At 40.9% G+C, this 20,952-nt stretch carries 19 protein-coding genes; 1 reads left to right on the top strand and 18 read right to left on the bottom strand.

What is annotated here, in order from left to right:
* Positions 1-41 precede the first annotated feature (41 nt).
* The 12 genes from F6K64_RS08010 to F6K64_RS07955 all read right to left on the bottom strand — a co-directional run bounded on the left by F6K64_RS08010 (position 42) and on the right by F6K64_RS07955 (position 13,193).
* Positions 42-1,202 (bottom strand): glycosyltransferase family 4 protein, encoded by a 1,161-nt coding sequence (locus tag F6K64_RS08010; RefSeq protein ID WP_008179237.1) that lies wholly within the window; start codon positions 1,200-1,202, stop codon positions 42-44.
* 182 nt (positions 1,203-1,384) lie between these two features.
* Positions 1,385-2,680, bottom strand: coding sequence for a glycosyltransferase family 4 protein (locus tag F6K64_RS08005; RefSeq protein ID WP_008179240.1), 1,296 nt, complete (start codon positions 2,678-2,680; stop codon positions 1,385-1,387).
* Positions 2,681-2,853: 173 nt separating this feature from the next.
* A complete protein-coding gene (locus F6K64_RS08000; RefSeq protein ID WP_008179242.1) occupies positions 2,854-4,041 on the bottom strand; it encodes a glycosyltransferase family 4 protein in 1,188 nt (395 codons plus the stop codon).
* Positions 4,042-4,209: 168 nt separating this feature from the next.
* On the bottom strand, positions 4,210-5,229 hold the full coding sequence (locus F6K64_RS07995) for a glycosyltransferase family 2 protein (RefSeq protein ID WP_008179244.1): 1,020 nt from the start codon (positions 5,227-5,229) through the stop codon (positions 4,210-4,212).
* A gap of 259 nt (positions 5,230-5,488) precedes the next feature.
* Complete coding sequence (locus tag F6K64_RS07990) at positions 5,489-6,724, bottom strand: O-antigen ligase family protein (RefSeq protein ID WP_287265237.1); 1,236 nt, start codon at positions 6,722-6,724, stop codon at positions 5,489-5,491.
* Complete coding sequence (locus F6K64_RS07985; protein ID WP_287265236.1) at positions 6,718-6,891, bottom strand: hypothetical protein; 174 nt, start codon at positions 6,889-6,891, stop codon at positions 6,718-6,720. Before F6K64_RS07985 ends, F6K64_RS07990 begins: the two co-directional genes overlap by 7 nt.
* 95 nt (positions 6,892-6,986) lie before the next feature.
* Positions 6,987-8,237 (bottom strand): glycosyltransferase family 4 protein, encoded by a 1,251-nt coding sequence (locus F6K64_RS07980; protein WP_008179248.1) that lies wholly within the window; start codon positions 8,235-8,237, stop codon positions 6,987-6,989.
* On the bottom strand, positions 8,234-9,082 hold the full coding sequence (locus F6K64_RS07975; protein WP_008179250.1) for a class I SAM-dependent methyltransferase: 849 nt from the start codon (positions 9,080-9,082) through the stop codon (positions 8,234-8,236). The genes F6K64_RS07980 and F6K64_RS07975 overlap by 4 nt, the downstream gene beginning before the upstream one ends.
* 317 nt (positions 9,083-9,399) lie before the next feature.
* Positions 9,400-10,314, bottom strand: coding sequence for a hypothetical protein (locus tag F6K64_RS07970; RefSeq protein ID WP_008179252.1), 915 nt, complete (start codon positions 10,312-10,314; stop codon positions 9,400-9,402).
* Between the two features lie 50 nt (positions 10,315-10,364).
* Positions 10,365-11,576 carry a glycosyltransferase gene (locus F6K64_RS07965; protein ID WP_008179253.1) on the bottom strand — a complete coding sequence of 404 codons (1,212 nt, stop codon included), beginning with the start codon at positions 11,574-11,576 and terminating at the stop codon, positions 10,365-10,367.
* Between the two features lie 145 nt (positions 11,577-11,721).
* Positions 11,722-11,847, bottom strand: coding sequence for a hypothetical protein (locus F6K64_RS07960; protein ID WP_267871980.1), 126 nt, complete (start codon positions 11,845-11,847; stop codon positions 11,722-11,724).
* 116 nt (positions 11,848-11,963) lie between these two features.
* Complete coding sequence (locus tag F6K64_RS07955) at positions 11,964-13,193, bottom strand: glycosyltransferase family 4 protein (RefSeq protein ID WP_008179255.1); 1,230 nt, start codon at positions 13,191-13,193, stop codon at positions 11,964-11,966.
* 26 nt (positions 13,194-13,219) lie between these two features.
* Between F6K64_RS07955 and F6K64_RS07950 the strand changes: the two genes are divergently transcribed.
* Positions 13,220-13,393, top strand: a complete 174-nt coding sequence (locus tag F6K64_RS07950) for a hypothetical protein (RefSeq protein ID WP_008179257.1) — start codon at positions 13,220-13,222, stop codon at positions 13,391-13,393.
* Between the two features lie 133 nt (positions 13,394-13,526).
* On the opposite strand, the gene F6K64_RS07945 is transcribed toward F6K64_RS07950, so the two are convergent.
* The 6 genes from F6K64_RS07945 to F6K64_RS07920 form a co-directional block, all read right to left on the bottom strand.
* Positions 13,527-14,798 carry a polysialyltransferase family glycosyltransferase gene (locus F6K64_RS07945; protein WP_008179259.1) on the bottom strand — a complete coding sequence of 424 codons (1,272 nt, stop codon included), beginning with the start codon at positions 14,796-14,798 and terminating at the stop codon, positions 13,527-13,529.
* A 532-nt stretch (positions 14,799-15,330) separates the two neighbouring features.
* On the bottom strand, positions 15,331-15,837 hold the full coding sequence (locus tag F6K64_RS07940) for a KdsC family phosphatase (RefSeq protein WP_008179261.1): 507 nt from the start codon (positions 15,835-15,837) through the stop codon (positions 15,331-15,333).
* Positions 15,834-16,676, bottom strand: coding sequence for a 3-deoxy-8-phosphooctulonate synthase (gene kdsA, locus F6K64_RS07935; RefSeq protein WP_008179263.1), 843 nt, complete (start codon positions 16,674-16,676; stop codon positions 15,834-15,836). Before kdsA ends, F6K64_RS07940 begins: the two co-directional genes overlap by 4 nt.
* 301 nt (positions 16,677-16,977) lie before the next feature.
* Positions 16,978-17,850 (bottom strand): hypothetical protein, encoded by an 873-nt coding sequence (locus F6K64_RS07930; protein ID WP_008179264.1) that lies wholly within the window; start codon positions 17,848-17,850, stop codon positions 16,978-16,980.
* 356 nt (positions 17,851-18,206) lie between these two features.
* The gene (locus tag F6K64_RS07925) at positions 18,207-19,280 is read right to left on the bottom strand and encodes a hypothetical protein (protein WP_008179265.1); all 1,074 of its coding nucleotides are present in this window, start codon (positions 19,278-19,280) and stop codon (positions 18,207-18,209) included.
* A gap of 38 nt (positions 19,281-19,318) precedes the next feature.
* Positions 19,319-20,740: an MBOAT family O-acyltransferase gene (locus tag F6K64_RS07920; protein WP_008179266.1), complete on the bottom strand. Its 1,422-nt coding sequence runs from the start codon at positions 20,738-20,740 to the stop codon at positions 19,319-19,321.
* Positions 20,741-20,952: the final 212 nt, after the last annotated feature.

Below are 20,952 nucleotides of genomic sequence, written 5' to 3'. Positions count from 1 at the left end.
GCTGACTGCTGAATGCTTACCTAATACTTAAAGCCTCAAGCCTAATACCTAGTGCCTAAGTTAATACTAATCCCTGACAAAGGTAAGGAAACTTTCCCATAAGCATCCAAAAGTTTAGGGGCTTGATGACGCCACTCCAGCATCTCTTCCATCCTGCGTCTACCTTCTGCTCCCATTTTTTCTCTGAGTTCAGGAGAATTGAGCAGTTCCAGAATTTTCTCAGCAAACTCCAGCTCGTCATTAGGCGTAGCATAAACAGATGCATTCTCTGCAGAGCGTCTTCCCTCTCGGAGGTCAAACTGAACAATAGGTTTGCCTAAGGCCATGTACTCCAAGATTTTATTCATAGTACAGTTTTCGTTGTAAGCCGATGTGGGAGACGGTTCCACGCATACATCGCAACTGGAAAGCCGCTCTAAAAGTGCTTCCCCGGTCTGAAATCCTGTGAATTCTACAAAATCAGTCAGGTCAAGCTCTTTAGATAAAGCCTTGAGGGTTTCAGCAGCAGGGCCACTGCCAATGAGCATGAAGTGAATATCTTGGCGCTTCTTTTCCTGCACGATGTAACGTACTGCCCTCAGAAGATAGTCAATGCCCTCTGGTTCCCCCATCACTCCCATATAACCTACCAGATATTGACGACCTCTGCGGTAACTCGGGTTTGAGGGCATAATCCGAAACCGTGCCAGATCAGGTCCACTGCGCACTACAAATACTTGCTCTGGTTTCTTCCCCCCTCGGGTAAGGGCGACCTTGCGATGGGATTCGTTGGTTGAAATCACCATGTCTGCTGTAGCATAAGTTAAGCGCTCAGCCCAGCGTAGACCATGATAGAAGATATCTTTTCGTCCATACTTGGCGATGTACATCTCCGGAGCCAGATCGTGGTGATCGAAGATTACTTTTACGCCCCGAAACAATTTAAACCATCCCGCCACTAGGAAGATTAAATCTGGGGGATTGCAAATGTGGATAATGTCAAAACCCTGCTCTCGCCATACTTGGCAAGCTAAGCGAAATTGCCAATTTATAGCCCAGCTGTACTCTCGAATATAGCCAGTAACGGAGCTTTCTTCCGGTGGTAGGGGATGGCGATAAATATGAATCCCTTCAATGACTTCATAATCTTTGTCAAACCCATTCCCTTTGGGAGAAATTGTAGTAACTTGATAGCCAGCTTTCTGTAAGCTAGTGGCTTCCATCCATACCCTTCGGTCAAAGGGTACAGGTAGATTTTCGACGATTATTAATACTTTAGAAAATGAAGTCATTAAAATTTAGTTCCTTAATCAAATCAGTAAAACTAATCATTAAATATACTTTTAATGATAGATGCCGAAGTGATGTAAAATATAATTGTATTGTTAATAACTTAAAAAGTTGATCAACTTTTATCATCTAGGGGTGCTTCCTTCAAGGTTTTCTCAACAAGTACCGAAGAGCTATATATTTGTTCCACAACATTCTTAAATTCAAATTTAGTTGGTTGCGCCCATGCCCTTTCACTCAACTGCTGTCGCAATTCTGAGTTTTCTGCTAGTTCTACTAAGGCATCACTAAGCCTCTGAATCATAGCTTCTTCCGTCAACCCATCCGTTTTTATCACCCGTCCACAGGTTTCATCCACTATCACTCCTGGTCCTCCTAAATCGAGGCAAACTACAGGTAAGCCATAGGACAAAGCTTCTATGACAACTGTACCGGAAGTTTCATGGAGACTTGGGAATAAAAAAACATTATGGTGTAGATAGGCTGAAATCAATTCTTTCTGATCTATCCAAGATATCCAGTCTACAGCATTCTGGATTCCCAACTGCTCGGTGAGTCCTTGCAGCCACTTTTCTTCTGGACCTCTGCCAAGGGCTGTTAAACGGGCATTCGGGATCTTATCGAGCAGCTGCGCAAAGGCTTTTAGCCCTAGATGTAAACCTTTCCAAAACAACAACCGTCCTACAAACAGAACCCGGAAAGTTTCTGTTTCGGTTGACTTTCGTTGAATTCCCTCAGGGATAGTAGTCATCCTACAGGGAGGCACATTAAAAATAACTTCAGATTTATGGCGATAAAATTTTGGAATAAGCGACCGTGTTTGCTCGGAGTCAAGATAGATTTTTGATGCCTTAGTAAAGGTCAAGTGCATCAGGGGATTAAACTGAATCCAGCTATTGGCTAGGTCACGACCAAAATCAAGGATTTTGCCCATCAAGGGGTAGCTTTTCCTGAAACGCCAAGGTGTTCTTAGTCCACCAGCTAGTGGACCCAAAATGAAAGGGAGTCCTAGAAAACCCATGAAGCTATAACGTCGCACACAGCTATTTGTGACATGATGCACACAATCAAATGCCACTTGCTGGGTCAATAATTTGGCAGTCTGATACGCACCCCACTGCCAGTGGAACAAAAGAATTTCAACGGTGATACGCATAGCAATAATCCCAAATTTATTTCCTTTAAATATCCACCTATTAAAGGAAAAAACTGGTAAATTATGGTAATAAAAATTCAAATTATTGAGGGAGTTTTTAGAGATGAATTGCTCAATACTGGGCTGATTGTTGGCTTCAGTAATCACCCAGACTTCATGCCCCATCTGTGAGAGTTGAAGAACCCACGACCAACCAAGTTCATCCTCAGAACCTTTTTCAGGATTGCAATTGAAAGCAGATATCAGTATTTTCATCTTAAATATTTTCCGAAAATGGTAATTAATTTTCTGAGCTGTACCCAGATCGGTTAGATATCTAGAGCAGTTGTTGTTATCAACATCTGAGCCAGGTAAGTTTTAGACAGAAGAAGCCTGAAGTCATCAAACTACATACCTATAAATATATATTAATGTATATATTTATGTTTTTATTTTAAGACTGAACGATAGACCTCGCTCATAGAAGTCCAATAATTTTTGACATCTAGGGGAACAACACTCGTTCTTGCTTTAGCTCCTAAGGAAATTCTCAAAGACTTATTTTCAATCAGAGACTTCAAGGTATCTGATAGCTGTTCAATATCCCCTGGATTTATGATTAGTCCATTCTCTGCGTGAGTAACTACCTCGGGTATCCCCCCTACTGGTGTGGTGATCACAGGTAAGCCCCAACCCATTGCTTCCAGCAATGCCATCGGCAGACCTTCGTTGTAAGACGGCAAGACAAATATGTTAGCTTTTGCTAAAAGAGCATCCCGTTGCCCTGAGTCTATCCCGCCAGGGACTTTGATATAGTCTCCTAAATCCAGACTCTCAACTAATTGACAGGCTTGTTCTACTTCTCCATCCCCTGCTAATATTAATTTTGAGCAGGTTTTATGTTCAGGAGGGAGGGAGGCAAATGCCCGGATCAGATCAAATACTCCTTTGCGTTGACCGATTTGTCCCAAAAAAACCAACATTATCTGGTTGCAGCTTGTGCGCTCTGGAATTTTCGAGGGGAACTCTACTGGGTTAGGAAGGATTACAACCTGTTCTGCTTTTAGTCCGAAACTAGACTGGTAAAAGTTTTTCCAGCTCTGTGATAGAACAATCAAGTAAGCAGATTGTCGAAACAGCGAGCTAATTATTCGTTTAGCCCATTGAGGCAGCCCAGTGTAAAACAACTTATACTCGCTACCATGGGCGTGCAAAACTACAGGGACATCAAACGCTAGTGCAACGAGCATCAAAATCATTTTCCGGAGCGTGCTACCCCTTTGACAAAAATGCACGTGAATAAGATCAGCTTTTTTTCTTGATAACTTCCACAGCAACTTGCCTAGAGCTTTCCCAAAAGCTAAGATCTTACGAGTAATTGATCCGTTTTCCCCATCAGTACAGGTAGTAGGAATGTGCTGAATTTGAACGTGAGAGGGTGCATTACGAAGAATAAGTTTCTGCACTGATGCGATACCACCCTTGATCTGAAGGTTGTCACCTAACATTAATACCTGCCATGCCACGACAGAAACAGGATTTTGTGTTTTAAGTTCTAAAGTTTTGTCTTGATTTGTGTCTTGACTTGTGTCTTGACTTGTGTCTTTAATTATGTGTAAAGACGGATAGTTAATCATAATTTTTCATAATTTTAATACTTTCAGGACTGCTGCAGTAACTCTACTTGTATGGTTACACGCCGTGTGCTCCTACTACCTATAGAGTTTCAAGTCCAGTTTTGGGTAAATCCTGACTTTAAGGCCCTCACCAAGGCTATAGGGTTAAATAGGTAGTTAAATCGGTAATCAAATCCACTTTGTCCACCTGAGTGCCCAAACTTTTTCAACACCATAAAATGGAGCTAATAGTAGTGTGAGTGCAACCCATACTGGTCCGACTATGTATAACCAAATACCGCCACGATGACGTTTGATAAAACCCTCCAAGGGATAACGTAGTCGTCTATGCCAATAGGTTAGAGGGATCCATTCTTTGGTGTAAGTTTTGTATATCTGCTCTAATTCATAAGTGGCTTTTACACCAGCAATGCTGGTTTTATTATCACCACTTACTGGAGCAATGCTTAGCACCTCGTCGATAACGCGCCAGCGCACACCACAGGAGTAGAAATAATTAAATAGCTCAATATCCATGGTGTACTCATAACTTTCATTTAAAGGTTGAGGTCGATCAAGCAGCTTGCGCCGATAAAAGCAGCTAGGTTGGTGAATTGGACAAGCAACAGCGATTAAGTCAATTTGTTTGAGTGTAGGAGCTTTGATGTAGATCTGGTTTTCTGCATCCTTGATCATAGGTCGTGAGCCTAATCCTAAGGGCAAGACTCGCCCAAACAGGCTCATCCAAAAATTAGCTCCCTTGAGTGGTTGACCTAAATTTTCAGTCCTATATTCAATTTGGCTGCGACCAACTAGGACATCAATATCAGGTGACTCGGCAAAGTATTTGCCCACTGTGTGCAAGGCATCTGGTGCTAGGAGGTCGTCACTGCACAGCCAATTAACGATATCACCATTACACTTAGCAAAACCTTTATTAATGGCATTAGATTGACCATTGTCCTTCTCACTAACCCACCAGGTAATGTATGGTTCAAACTGCTTAATTACCTCCACACTGTTGTCAGTGGAGCCGCCATCCACTACAATGATTTCCAGCTTGGGATAGTTCTGATCGATTAAGCTTTGCAACGTTGCACCGATAGTTGCTCCGCTATTATAGTTAGGAACAACTATCGAAATGGTCGGAAGTTTGGCTAAGTGAGGGGCTTCTTGTTCACAAATGGTACTTTGCTCTGAATTTGTCATGGCTTACTATCCCGTTTAAATTAATGAAATAAATTAATAAAATAAACTTTTAATTATCAGGATAAGTTTAATGATATAGCATTTAAAATTATCTCATTAAACTTAATACTTAGTTAGTAGATAGCGTTTATCGTACTTATGAGGTACAGTCAATTTTATTTCCCCTACTCCCTACTCCCTGCTCCCTACTCCCTGCTCCCTACTCCCTGTTCCCTTTACCCATCAAATCTAGTTTCACATCTCAACTAAAAATGCTAGATCAGACTTGGGCAGCTTTCATTAAGTGGCGATTTTTGACAATTCGACTCTGGTAAACACCTGCGGAAAGAGCGGTTGATACGTATACAGTCCACAATATGTCCTCGACAAGAATTGATGGTTCTAGGCTAAAGTTAGCAATACTGAAAAATATTAGGTAGAGAAACATCCATAAAAATTCTATTTTTTTCCTTAAGCTTAGTAATTTAATTATCCTAAATAATGCCGTCAATAAACTAACCACAAAAAGTAAAACACCTAAAAATCCAAGTTGCAGAGCTAACTCAAGATAACCACTATGAGAATGACCATGTCCTCCATGGGCAAGCCATGTAGAGTTGATTACAGAGTAACCGGCGTCGGAAGACCAGAATCCCTCAAAACCGTAACCTAACCAAGGTCGTTCTAAAATTCTCTCAAATAACAAAGTCCAAATAGGTAAACGCCCGTTAAATTCAAGATCTTTGCCTAGAGTATCAACTACTATGAATTCCAGGTTCCATAAAATTAATATAGATGCAACAAAAGCCAGTAGAGCTGAGACCATGTAAAGAAAAGTTTGTAACTTATAGTGCTGTTTTACAAACTTGTGAAGGGGCAGGAGGGTAATCATAACTAAAAAGATTACCAACGCTGATTTTCCTTGAGAAAGCAGGAGCATCAAAACAGACAAGCTAAATCCAGCCCACCCTACCCAGCGATATTTCCGGTGGTTGAGGGCGGTCAATAAAGACATTATGGCATTTAGGGACATCAGACGAGCCAAATGATTTTTATGCCTAAGGATACCCTGAGCGGGAGCTCCCCCGAAGCCATTACCTAGAGTGACCAATAAGCTTAGAATCGCCACTATGCCTAGCACCCATGCCAGAAGACGCATTTGCTCCTTAGGGTTATAGCGAGCTGCTAAGTATCCTCCGAGGGCAGTTGCACGTAACACAGCTCTAAGTAATGCTGGAATACCGGGAACGGCAGACCATGCAATCGACCACACAGCAGTCCCCACTAAGCATAGTAAAGGTATATCCTTTGTAAAAACATATGCAACTCTTTTCCATCGCCAAATAAGTAAAAAAAACAAGATTAGATAGCTAGCAAGTTTTAAAAGCGTAAGTATAGAGCCTGGTATGTCAAGAAACATGCCAGAAAATAAGCAGATGCCAATCAGAAAAGGTTCTAACTTTAGCAAAAAAAAAGTTATTAATTGATTAGGCGATAACCTTTTGAAATTCACCATAAACTATCTATTAATACGACTTTTATAGCCCTAGTTATCTCAGGAATAATATCTCTCATATTAGTTATATAGCGTTGCTCGCAGTTATGAGGTACAGTCTTCTTTGACACTGATTCCCTGTCTTGATGCAGTCGCTGATGGGGGGAACCCCCAAGACCGCGCTGCATCGCTTAAAACCCTCTTTACTATTGCTAGCATGCCTATTGCCTATTGCCTTAAAGGGATAAGTAATGTCCCTCACTCGTCCTGAGAACTGCTATAATTATACCCCCGATAAAATTTCATTAAAAAGAGATAAGTAGCGTCTTGCTTGAATTTCCAAGGTAAATTCTTTTTCTACCTTCTCGCGGGCGCGGTAGGATAGTTTTTGATGTCGCTCTGTGTTCTCTAGCACCCAAGCAATTCCTTGAGCCAGAGCCTCAATTTTGTAAGGTTGGGCTAAATAGCCGTTTTTCTGGTGCTCAATCAGATCGGGCATCCCGCCAATGTTGAAGGCGACGCAAGGAGTTCCACAGGCGATCGCTTCCATCACTGTGTTTGGCAAGTTATCTTGAAGGGAAGGGGCAACAAATACATCTGCTGCTGCATAGACTAGTGCTAGGGAGAGATCATCGCTCAATGTACCTAAGTAGTGAGTCTTAAAACCAAACTCAGGTGGATTGTCTGGCTGAGAGTCACCAAAAATAACCAACTCTAGTTGATCTCGCCACCCGGATTGGCTCAGCTCTTGCAGCGCTGGTTGTAACAATTGAAACCCTTTTCGTTTGTCACTAGTGGCATTTACTGCTCCAAACAGAATAAGTTGCTTATCCTGGGGCAAACTAAGTAATTCTCGCGCTACCTGCTGATGGATGGGTCTGTACTTTTGAGTATCAATCCCATTGGGAATTAGCTCAATGGGCAGATCCTGGAAAAGGGAACTGGCACTGGCACATTTGGCTAACCATGAGCTAAGGGCGACAACTGTCAGGTCAAGATTTCTCCAAGCCTTGGCTTTGCGCTGCCATACCCAACGGGATAAATCCCAGTCTTTGCTGCTGTGAAGTTGAGGACAAGCACCACAGGAGGCTGTATAGCGATCGCAATCGTGATTGTAGTGACATCCCCCTGTGAATGGCCACATATCATGAAGAGTCCAAACAATCGGTCGCTTTAGTTTCGCAATGGTTTCAATTTGCACATAGCCAGCACAAATCCAATGGAGATTAATAATATCGGGCTGAAGTCGGGCAACTTTGGGGACAACTGCATCGGGAAGCCACTGGGTAGTAAACGTGGTATCTTCCCGTTGAGGGTAAAGCTTTTGAGGTAAAGCGCCAAACGTCCATCTCATCCTGGCTAGGCCCTCTTTCAACTTGATTGTCGGTCCAATTACTGTTTGATCATGACTAAATTTTTCCTGCACTAGGATTTGGGAATCTAAATTAATGCTTTGCAAGCCCTGATGTAATCGATAGGCAGCACGAGCAGCTCCACCAGATATATCGAAACTACTAACAATTAGAGTCTTCATGGTTTAATACCTTCCATGAATAGTGAATCAGGTTTACGCACTTTGCCATCAACCATATCTAGACCGTAGCTATTAAAATCTTGAATACGGCTTGAATCAGCACTACAAACGCGCACCTCCACAAATCCTGAGCGCTCAAGCAGTCGTCGTAAAGAAAAGCGGTCATACATCCAATAATGAATTTCACCTGAATTCCGAAACAACCCTACTTCAAATGCCCGTCGTGCTTCATTGCCTGCGATCAGAGTCACTAGATATTTGGCAATACTATTTCTGAGATTAAAGCTTCTAAAGGTTTTGTAAAACCAATAGGCATCCTTAGATGCTAGTCGCTCTATCAATGATTGTTTTTCAGAGTTTTTATCCAAAAATAGATCGGCATTGCTACCGATACGAGATACTATAAACTCTTTATTAGTAAGATTAGAGTCAGCTAGATAACTAGCCATTTCACCACCTTTAACGTGGCGAACTGTCTGGTCATAAAGTTCTAACATTATCCAGTCATAGTTAGCCTCTGCTTCCGTAAGACCAGACTCAACCTGTTCTAGAGTAGAGATATAATTTCTAGCTATTGATTCTAGATCAGGGACAACTGCCCTAATTATTCCCCGTGGCTTAAGAACACGCCAACACTCAGCCATAAGTTGATCAGCTTCATGCTGCTTGAGGTGTTCTATTACATGAGAACTATAGCAAGCATCAAAATAAGCATCAGGGTAGGGCAAATTTTTCCTGATATCATGATTATCAATATGGGATGATTGTGGTGCTAAATCAACGTTCGTCCACGCAGGATGATTAGAATATGTAGAGCCACAACCTATATTTATTAGTTTGAACATATACTTACCATAAAAATCACATCACTCAAGATAACTATTGGTTCATAAGACCTCTTGGCAAAGGATTGTTTGGATACGACTTTATCAAAACAATCTGAATATTAGTTGGTGTTATCATAAATCATCAACCCCAATGATGATTTATTTGTCAATGCTATAAATAAAAAATGATATCATGCTTTTCAACAGGATTTTTTATTTGTCATACCAAGTTATAGTTTAATATTAACTAATAAATTATTTTCAAAAAATATAATGAATTAACTTTTTTTGAAAATAATTGTTAATTCAACTTTATTTTAATGCTGTCAGCGACATCAAGTTTTGCCTAGGTTATAAAACTTTTTTAATATTTTTTGTATTTTTTTAATTTTCGAGCGTTTAATAAAATTTTCGTAATAGTTTTTATCATAATCTCGATCTACCGCTGTAAAATTGTTATATTGGATCGGAAAGTTAAGACTTAGTGTTTTAAGTTTTGCTAGTTCGTTATCCGTTGATAAGGTATGAGTTGCATCTTCACCAAAACCAATATTTGAAATCAGGTTTACAGCAGGAACAACTGATAATCCAGACTGGGCAAGTATTGCAAAAGTCCATCGGTAATCCCAAGTATCATACTTACCGTTTAGTGTATATTCAAAAGATTTTTTAAGTGCTTTGTAATGCTCTTTATTTGCCAAGACATCCCTGATCCGATTTTTGATCTCAGGATTTGACCAAAGACTCATATTAATATCATAATAGTTCCATGCCCTTCGCCAAGAAGCCCAACCCCAAGTTGCAGTATAATATGAGAAATGATAACTCTGAATATCAGAGTTCCATTGACCTAGAAAGTTACTACCACTAATGAGCATGATTCGCTCATCATCTCGATATCTCTCTAAGAGATTTTCACAAAATGGAAAAAAATCGGGATGTGGAAGACAATCATCTTCAAGAATAATTGCTTCTTCAACGGTGTTAAAAACCCAGTCTATGCCACTTGACACTCTCTGACAGCAGCCCATGTTTACATCAGAGTAGTTTTCCAAAACCTCACAATCCCAATCGACGCGCTCAATAATTGCACGAGCTGCAGCACACTTTTCTGCTTCACCTGGTCGATCGGCACGAGGTCCATCAGCAATGACTAAAAGTTTGGGAGGTTTGGCTTGGCGAATTACCTCAAATACTCTCTCAGTAGTATCTGGTCGTTTGAAGATTATGAACGCAACTGGAGTTTTCATCTCGATCTATAGAATTAATCTAGAAATTATTAGTTTTCAATAGCGACCTGTTAAATACTATTTAAAATAGTCTGAAGTTTCTCTATGAGCTGATCAGTAGAGTGAAGACGTCTATAACCCTGAAAATCCGGTTGCACTTCTTGGTTATATTTTTCCAGTTGACTACAGAGGCGACCGATAGCATAAATACATTGCAGCACATCCCCCTCATTGATACTTAAACCCAATTTAAATTTGCGAACTCTCTCTGCCATACAAAAGTTGCTGCTCACAATCACAGGTTTTTCAAAGACTGCTGCTTTAGTCAGGATATTGCTACTGTGGGGGAAGTTATTATAGGCAGCAAATAAGATATCGCAATTACTAACTAAAGCGTTAAATTTTGCTTCATCAGGAATACGCTCAAAATAAAAAAAGCAGTTAGGTAACTTTAAGTTAAGAATAGTCTGGAGTCTGGCTTGCTCCTGGGAAGTGTAGGTCTGCTTGGATAACTGACCAGCGAAGACAAAAAAATAGTCTTCTTTCACCATCTGCTGAGCAACTTCTAAAAGTGTCAGAACTCCTTTGCGCTTGGATTGTACCCCTAGTAATCCAATGATTTTTTTGCCATCGGCTTGGGCTTGAATTTGTTTCACGATTGACCAATTAAAGTCTGGGGCTGACTCGTCGGCAAAATCGGGAAAAGTAATTACATTTTTACCATTGATTTTGCTTTGTAATTTGTTAGCAATCCCTTCGTCGAGAACAGCAATAGCTGGGCAATGAGAGGACTTTAAAACACCATGAGGTTTTAGAGGACCTCTATTGATAGACCAAAACTTTTGTTTAAGCCTCAAATGACGAGGGTGAAAATAGAGACCAGACCAACGGTAAGGGAAAATCCTGTCTACTACATGGTGTAGCAGGTAAGGTGCTAAGCAACTATCAACCCAGGGAAAAAACACTAGATCGGGTACTTTACCAATCTTCGATGAAGCATGCTGAATGCTAACTTTGGCGTAGCACCAACGTTTTACTGCATTCAGGGCTGCGCGAATTCCATTGATCGGAAATGAGCTAGGCTCTGGTGTTTGACATTCAAAAACCTGGAATTGCTCTTGATACTTAGAGCAGTTAAAGGCAACCCATTCACTCAATTCTGATGGTTCTGGGCAGAAGGCTATCACTTGATGACCAAGCTCAAGCAAAGTTTTGGTGAAAACCTTGAGGTATATTGGACGGTGCCCATTCCAATTTTCCTCAATTAGAGCAATGGTTTTCAAGGTTATAACCTCTTAAAATAGTTACATCTCACGACCAGCTAACAATACATACTGATATAAATACTGGCTACCAGAATTTTCCTTTTCCAGATTTATTGATATGCTCTCTCTAATACTAATTTCAAAAAATATTGCTCACATTTAATCACCCACCACATGAAATTGATATAGCAAAGGGAGTAGGGAGTAGGGAGTAGGGAGTAGGGAGTAGGGAGTAGGGAGCGGTGCGACCCGTGGCGAATTTAATTCGCCACGGGTCGCACCTCTGCATCGCTCCTAAACTCCGAAACGTAAGTCTAAGCTGACTTCTGACTTCTGACTTCTGACTTCTGACGCTAAGCGTAGCGCTATATGAGATGCACCCCTGTTGACGGATGCGATCGCATTCTAGTTTTGTAAGACCTGATGATATAGGTCGATATATCGCTGGGCTTGCAGCTCTATTGAGTATTCTTCCAAGGCAATAGCACGACACTGTTGTGCCATGGTTTCCCGTAGATGTTTGTCTTCCAGTAGCTGCACAATGCCATTACAGAAATCTTGAGTATCCTCTGGTTGAGCTAAATAACCAGTAATACCAGGACGTACTAAATCGGGAACGCCGCCGATTTTGAAAGACACCATGGGTGTACCACAAGCCATACTCTCTTGCAGCACCAAGGGAAGATTGTCCGCACGGGTGGGGAAAAGAAACAAATCAGCAGCAGAATAGGCAATGGCTTTAAAGCGATCATTGCTGGCATAACCAAGATTCAATGCTGGCATGCCAACAGTCTCAGCAATGGTTTCGCCACCACTACCAAACGTTAGCACTACACTTTCAGCCTTGAGGGACTGGGGTAGACTTTGCAACGCTTTCAATAGCAAATCGCCGCCCTTGCGGTTCTCTGCTAAGTTTGTTGCTGCAAACATCAGAACTTTTTTGGACGTGGGAATGCCGAGTAGAGATTTGCAGTGTTTGGATTCGAGAGGCTGATAGACTTCGGTATTAATACCATTTGGAATATGGTGAATCCCAAAGCGGTTGAGCATACTTTGCTTAGCTTGCTCACCAAGCCAGCGACTGGGAGTGACAATTGTTAAGTTTGAGTGACTATAAGCCCAGTTTTTTAGCTTCCACTCTATATGAGTGTTATCTTTTGGAATAGCTGGGTAAGTATCTAGATCGGGACACTTGCCACAACCACTTTTCCAGCGATCGCAGTCATAGCTATAGGCACAATGTCCCGTAAAGCTCCACATATCATGGAAAGTAAACACAGCAGGTTTACGTTTAGTTAATGAAGGGATTGCTAGATAGTTAAAGTATCCACTACTGGCACCATGAAGGACATGAAAATTGAGGACATCGGCGTTTTTGTAAAAGCTGTGCTTAGGAATATTAAACGTGCCCAGTTTATTAATATAGTAGAGTCCTAGTTGTTGGGTAATCGGGGCAGTTAGTTTATCTAGAATGGCTAAACGGGGAGCAGAATCTACGCGATCACTACTAGTTTTGAGCCTCCAGACTAACAAGCGTGAGTCTGCGCCTTGACCCAGCAAACCTTGATGGAGTCGGTAGCCTGCGATCGCGGCTCCTCCAGAAATATCAGACTGATTGATATGTAGGACTTTCATGGTGCTCGGTGAGGTACTTTTGATAAATGCTAGAAGCTAATGTGCATTTAAATTGGTTATTTCCCGTTCTCTGTTCCCTGTTCCCCGTTACCTTTGAGGAATTTAGGTATCCCAATCTAAATGCTGAACAGCTTAAGTGGAATAGCGAACAAAGCGATAAATCTGCAGCCGAGATTAAGATAATCGACGTTGCTGAATAATAGAATGATTTTAAGAGTAGGTGCGCGCCTCCTAGGCCGCGAGGGATTGCTCGCGGCCTTGGGTCGCACCTGTAGAATGGGCATCTTGCCCGTTCGATATCTTGCCCTTGCGGGCAGGATGCCCACTCTACTCCTATCCATTACTTAATTCAGCAACGCCAGATAATCCATTGGTAATGATTGCAGGTACTTCAACTTTGTTGATTGCTGCTCTTAACTCCCCCTCGTGTTCCAACCTACCAGCTGCATAATTTTCATAGAAAAGCTTGGAAGTAATCTGGTCGCCAAAGCCAACAATACTTGGAACATTAAACAGTAGCTTTAGGGACAGACAAGCTGTACTGACGGCAAACACCCTGGGTTGATTATTTCGGCTTGAATCTAGGGGGAGGAAAGCTTCGGAAAAAAATACCTCAAATGGCAGAAAAAAGAGGTCTGGTTCTGATAAAACTATTATTTTATCAAACAAGTAAGATAGGGCATACTCCAACTTCTGGAGTTTGACATTGTCATCTCTAGGATGGGGTTTTAGCACCAGTACTGTGTTTGGCTCTATACCTTCACAGATCAGGAATTCACGGTAAGCAGCGATTTCATTCTCCAGAGACATTCTACCCGCCTCAGACAAATTTGAAGTGAGTAAGATTGAGACGGGAGACTCAGCAATGTTCTTGCGAAACTGGAGAATGTATTCTGGGTTTACCAAACCCCTCAGCTTTTGAAAAGTTTCGAGAAGCCACACCTTATTTAAGGTGACAGTTTTCATGGGAGGTGATTCCCCAAAAACGTCAGGCAATACAAAATAACCGATATCAAATTTTAGTCTAGGTTTTAGGGACGTTTTTATTTTTAATATCGTCTTAACTTTATTTAATAAAGATTTATATCTGGCTTGTATATAGTTAATTAAATTAGGCTTATTTTCTTGAGTTTCTGGAAACAAAGCTTTTGAATTTACTGAAAAATAAAAGCCAATACTATCACCGTAACAAATTTTTTGTGCCGATTTGTAAATATTAATAAGTAGCTTATTTCCAAACATCCAATTCCGGCACAGGTAAATTTCATCAGCCCTGTTAGTGCCAACCATTTCATGGACCATACGGAAAATTTTTGATGGGCTGGAATAGTCTAATCGACTCTCAATATCACTGAGCTGCTCAGGGGTGATGTACACAATTTTATGCCACTCACCCACTAACTCTGCTATAGTTTTGATAAAGGCGGCAAATTCATCAATTTGCCCTGGGGGAGAATAGAGATGATAAATAACAAGGTAGTCTTCGTATTTAATATTAAGGTCTTTTTGCTCTTTTTCTCTGTAACTAAGGACTGATAAGGCAGTCACTAGTTGAATGCTGCCTTGACAGGTAATGATGCGTTTAACAAGTTTAGGATTAGTCATTTTGTTTATGGGAATATTCAGCGTTGCTCCTGGTTAACAGACAAAAGTCTTAACCCTCCCAAGCTGAAGGCTTGCAAAGTCATAGCCAATCCGCTTTGATAACCCCCCTTTAGCCCAGACGAGAACGAAGTCGCGCGTCCACAAACTTTCGTCCGCACCTCAAGGACTAAACTATAAAGGGGGTTTTTAACGCCGATTTGGTATTATCCGAGACTTCTACTTGAGAAGCATTGCCTACTAACCCTTTCAGAAGTTATTTTTTGAATCGGGATAGTATTCTATACTTCCAGTGGGCATAAACTGAGCTTTTGGTTCAGCTGTAGAGTTTAAGTTCTAAGCTGCAGGGGCGTAAGCATTCAGCTATCAGCTATCAGGTATCAGCTCTCAGCTCTCAGCTCTCAGCTCTCAGCTTTTAAATAAAACAAGTAAGCATTGGTTTAATCTCTGTTACGTCAGCCATTCGCGAATGGCTGACCGCTGACCGCTGACCGCTGACTGCTGATAGCTTGTAGCTTATAGCTAAATGCTTACCTTAAACCTGTACTTTCATCAAGAGCTCACATATTTCTCGAACCCCTCCTTGCCCACCTGCTAATCTGGTAACATACACAGCACAGTCTCGGTTTTCTGGCATCGCATCAGCAACAGTTAAGGGACATCCTACAGCTTCCAGAACTGGTAAATCAATGATATCATCACCAACATAGGCGACTTGGGAAAGAGATAAACTCAACTGTTCACAGAGTTCTTTGAGGACAGCTAACTTATCTTCAACCGCAAAAAAACTGTACTTGATTCCTAGCTTTTGGACTCGATGTCGGGTTGCCCTACAACTGCTATTGGTAATAACAGCTACCTCAATTCCAGTCTGTTGCAGTAGCTTGATTCCCATGCCATCCTTGACATTAAACTTTCTGAGTTCTTCACCGCTTTCTGTGTAGTAAAGTCCGCCATCGGTCATGACCCCATCCACATCTAGGGCTAGCAGTTTGACCTGGGATAAACGTGCTTGTAATTCAGCTTCAGGGATTTTGTTCATGGCAAATTTACCCCAGTTGTAGTGTCCAAACCCGCACGAACATTCAGAATTCCCTTTAGCACATTTTCCAGTTCGGCCAAGGGTACCATATTCGGACCATCACTAGGGGCGATGTCAGGATTTTCATGAATTTCCATGAACAGAGCATCAATCCCAACCGCAGCCGCAGCTCTGGCCAAATAGGGAACAAAGTGTCGCTGTCCACCAGACTTATCTCCCTTTCCTCCTGGCATCTGGACGCTATGAGTGGCATCAAAAACCACAGGATAACCTAACTCGCGCATCTGAGGGAGGGAGCGAAAGTCTACCACTAGGGTATTGTAACCAAAACTAGTACCCCGCTCAGTGAGTAAAATATTCTTGGCTCCCCCAGCTTCCAGTTTGCTGACCACATGCTTCATATCCCAAGGGGCAAGAAACTGACCTTTTTTGACGTTAATTGCCTTACCTGTAGCAGCCGCAGCGATTAGTAAGTCAGTTTGGCGACACAGAAAAGCTGGGATTTGCAGGACATCGACTACTTCAGCAACAGTTGCAGCTTGGTGACTTCCGTGGATATCGGTAAGCACTGGCACACCCACCTTCTGTTTGACCTTCTGGAGAATTTCTAGACCTCTGTCTAGAGTTTGTCCCCGAAAGGAGTTTATTGAAGTTCGATTGGCTTTGTCAAAGGAAGACTTGAAGATCAAAGGAATATTCAAGCGATCGCATACTTTGCGGATCTCCTCTGCCATTTTTAAGGTAAAGTCTTCCGATTCAATGACACAGGGACCACCAATCAGGGTGAGTGGGCAGCGATCGCCAATAGAGAGGGTATCAGTGATTTGGGTATTATTCATGAGTTTTAGGACTGTTGGTTTCTCAAGACAGAAGCTTGGAGGTTTATATTATCAATAATTTATCTCATGTCCAGTAACAGTTGTAGGGTATTATCGGTTGAATTAAAAATATCACAATTATTGTAATATAAAGGTTACAAGATGTATGTGATATTTTTTTATCTAGAAAAACGCTATAGATATGATTGATATTAATAAGTATATATAGCGCTTTTCAATTTGGTGAGGTACAGAGTCCCTGGAGGGAACAGGGAACAGGGAAAAAATCCTGTGTACCTCATTAGGATATAAACCGCTATATCTAATTAATAATCTTGGTCAATCCTGCTTTCATTTTTCGATAAAATTGATTATATAAAATCAGTTTTTTATCCCCACGATAAAACTCATTTATGTACTTTTTAGCATGACCTTTAAAATGGATAGAATTAAATTTTATTTCCTTTCCATACTCCACATGTCTACAAAATGGATGACTATCTATCCAATAAATTTTTTTCATTCCATTACACATTTCAAATCCGTCTGAAATATTTACATTAGCATCATAGACGGAATCATTAATAATATCAGATGTCAAGCCAATTTTATCAGCATTTCTCTGATAGTACTGATTCAGTAAAGTCATATCACATATACCACCCCTGGTCTCACCATTATTCCGCTTCTCTGCCAATAATGATCTTAGGATTTCTAGGGTTGATGAAGTTGTGTAGAAATGCATTAAAAGTTCACAAAAGTCTTCTAATCCCTTAAGTTTAATAAACGAGTTGTGTCCAGACCCTTTTTTAGATAAAGTAAAATCAAAAGCTTCAAATTTTACTTGCTCTTCTGAAAGGTTAGTATAAATCATCAAATCAGAATCTATATGGACACATTTTTTTAATTTATTTTTTATCATAAAATCTTTGAGAATTAACCATCTCTGAAAACAAAATAACTCATAACTATAATTATTCCGACTCAGGTGATTATCCCCATACACATCTTCAAATTTTTTAGCACTACTATAATAATCTTTAATATTTTCATGATTCACGAAATTAATCCACTGGTTACTCTCATCTCCAATTAAAAAAATGTCCGATTTAGGATTAGTTTGTTTAGCTTGAGCTAAACTATAGAGTAAGTGAAGAGAATTTCCCCGGTGAAGAGTGATGATAGGTATAGACACAAATGTATCCTCCAAGATAAAAATGTTATATTATCTGAATAATTACACTATAATTACAATTTTTTTATAGACTAGTTTGGGAGTTATGACCAAAAAATAATGTCAATAGCGATCGGCATTCTCTATTGCTAGCTTGCCTATTGCCTCTTGCCTATTGCTAGCTTGCCTATTGCCTCTTGCCTATTGCTATAGCAGTCGCCAGGGCAGTTAGGACATGACAAAAGTCTCAAACCTAAGTAAGCGCAAGAGTTTGACTTCTGACTTCTGACTTCTGACTTCTGACTTCTGCTATAGCTTGCCTATTGCCTCTTGCCTGCCCGTAGCGCTATAAATTTAATTGTGTCCGACTATTTAAATTACTCAACAACGTTTATCTGATCATGATTACTTGTTGTGGTTTGCGACTGTAAGGACAGAATTTCTGACACAAGTTCATTAGTGTAGACCTTGGCAGCAGAGTAAACCAGATGATCGGCATTTTCCATCTGCTCCTTGGGAAAGGTCATTGGCTCTCGGAAAATGTAGTGTACTCGTTCACTCTTGGCAGCATAGGCACCGAGAGTTTCTTGAAGTTGATTAAAATAGGCTTGAAAATCCTCATGCTCATAAAGACCTTCATACATTGGGCTGTTGGCTAAGTAAACATTAAAACCATACTCTTCCGCCAGTGCCACTATTCGTTCCAAAGCTTGACGGTTGTAGGGCGAAAGATTAAATTGATTGTTTCTGGCAAAATTGATATGCGACTCCTTCTGTGCTTCTACATAACTAGGGTTGGGTTTTTCCCAAACCATGAACCCATCTTCTTCTATATTGTAGCTTCTGACTTCCTTGAACGTATCCAGAGGAAACCTGAACCATAACGAAAGACTCTTGTTTTCAGAATAGAGGGGAAAATATCGCTCGATAAATAAAATACCCGGACCGCGTAAACGAATCTTTAGTGGTGGTTCAAGCTCCTGCCAGTATCCCCAACTCAAAGGAACTCTCGCTAGTAACGGAAAGTTAATTCCGCGATGCCAAACATCGTAGACATGCACGATCAGAACATTTTTTGGAGCTCCAGATTGCTGTATATATTTTTCTAGCATCCAGGCATCGTTGAGGCTCAACATGTTGCCGATAGTGCAGAGATTGATTGAGGTAACATCGAGTCTCTCGTTGAGAATACTTGGAACTACCCCCTGGTTACAACTGGAATCTCCTAGGATGAGCCAGTCAACAGGTTGCTTCAAGCCCAGTAACATTTCCCATTTTTCCTTGACCAACCAATAGCCTCGATTAGGTCGATGGTCATTCAGATACCATTTAGCTGCAAAATTGCACAAAATAACAAGTATCAGAGTTCCCAATAGAGATAGCAAGACTCCTCGACGGTTGGCTGAGCCAATAATTTCTTCTGGTAGCTGTTGATTGGCGCGTTGTGCCATGTTTTTCCTTAACTCTTTACTCTCGTCATTAATCAAAATCAGAATTGGAAGTAGATGAATTCTCCAGATGTGCGAACACCGAAAACACAAATCCAGATAATCAAGAAACTGTAGACCGGAACCCGACACCAATAGTTTAGCTTTGTTAGGATAAGCAGGTCACGGGTCACATACTGATAGATCTGAACCATGACCAATGGCAAGCAGAAAAACACTAAGTCATATCCCAAGAGTAAACTCTGATCTGATCTACCCACCCCCACTCTGGTAAGCATGTAATAGATTTGATCGGCTGAACTGGAACGGAAGATTACCCAGCCAATGTTAGTCAGGATAAACATCAACAACATTTTGCCCAAGATCCTTAGATAGGAATACTTACCGCTCCAAGGATCTTGATGTTCTGGATTCTTATCAAAGATGCGGTAGATGATCAGAATCAGCCCGTGAAATGCACCCCAGATCACAAAGTTCCAGGCAGCTCCATGCCAAAGACCGCCCAGAAGCATTGTTAAAAACAAGTTACGGTAGGTGTTTAAACTACCCTGGCGGTTACCACCTAAGGGAATATAAAGATAATCTCGTAACCAAGTAGATAGAGAAATATGCCATCGTAACCAAAAATCACTGGGATTGAGAGCAAAATAGGGTAGCTTGAAATTCACCATCAACTCAAAGCCCATCAGCTTGGAAATTCCTCGCGCAATGTCAGAGTAACCAGAGAAATCTCCGTAGATTTGCACGGTAAAAGCCAGAATACCGATCAGGACATCCAACCCCTGATATTGGGTGTAGTTATTGAATATTGGATTGGCGATAGTCGCCATATTATCAGCAATTACTACCTTTTTAAAATACCCCCAAATAATTAGTAATATCCCCGCATTAATTTGTTCTATATTGAGATTACGTGGTAATATGATTTGGGGTATTAGCGTAGTTGCTCGTTCGATCGGGCCTGCCACCAACTGGGGAAAAAAGGAAACAAAAAGTGCAAAATCCAGGAAATTACTAATCGGCTTCAACTTTCCTCGGTAGATGTCGATGGTGTAACTCATCGTTTGGAAAGTGTAGAAAGAAATCCCTACAGGCAGCAGGATAGTTAAGGTAACCCAGTCAACCTGAAGTCCAACAAGTTTAAGCAAACTGCTGAAACTTTCTGCGAAAAAGTTAAAATATTTGAAGAAACCCAGTAGGGAAAGATTAAAAATTAAAGAGATACACAGGAGTAGTTTTCGTTTTCGCTCTTCTTTGATGTCTTGGAGCTGTTTTCCTACTGTAAAATCAACAACCGTGGAGAGAGCTAGGAGCGAGAGAAACCGCCAATCCCACCATCCGTAGAACACATAGCTAGCAATCAGCAGCAGAATGTTCTGGGCTTTATAGTTCCTATTTAAAAACAGGTAAAGCGTGTAGACAATGATGAAGAAAAGGACAAAAATAAATGAGTTAAATAACATCTTGGAGTTTCCTAAATTTGTTCATGGTCCTCTCATTCTGATCGGTACTCCAGCTTGTAGGGTGGGCAAAAAAAGTTGGCTTCTTTTGAGTAGTCTAGATTAGATGATTTTGCCCACTCTACTTTAATTGATAGTTTTAATTGATATTTTTTTTACAGGCAAGTCCCTTTGTTCACGGTTTTATCATTCGGAGCGGTACTCCAGGTTTAACT

Source organism: Moorena sp. SIO3A2 (genome assembly GCF_010672265.1).
Lineage (GTDB): Bacteria > Cyanobacteriota > Cyanobacteriia > Cyanobacteriales > Coleofasciculaceae > Moorena > Moorena producens.
The sequence above is the reverse complement of the archived record's forward strand: the minus strand, read 5'-3'. Positions and strand labels throughout refer to the sequence as shown.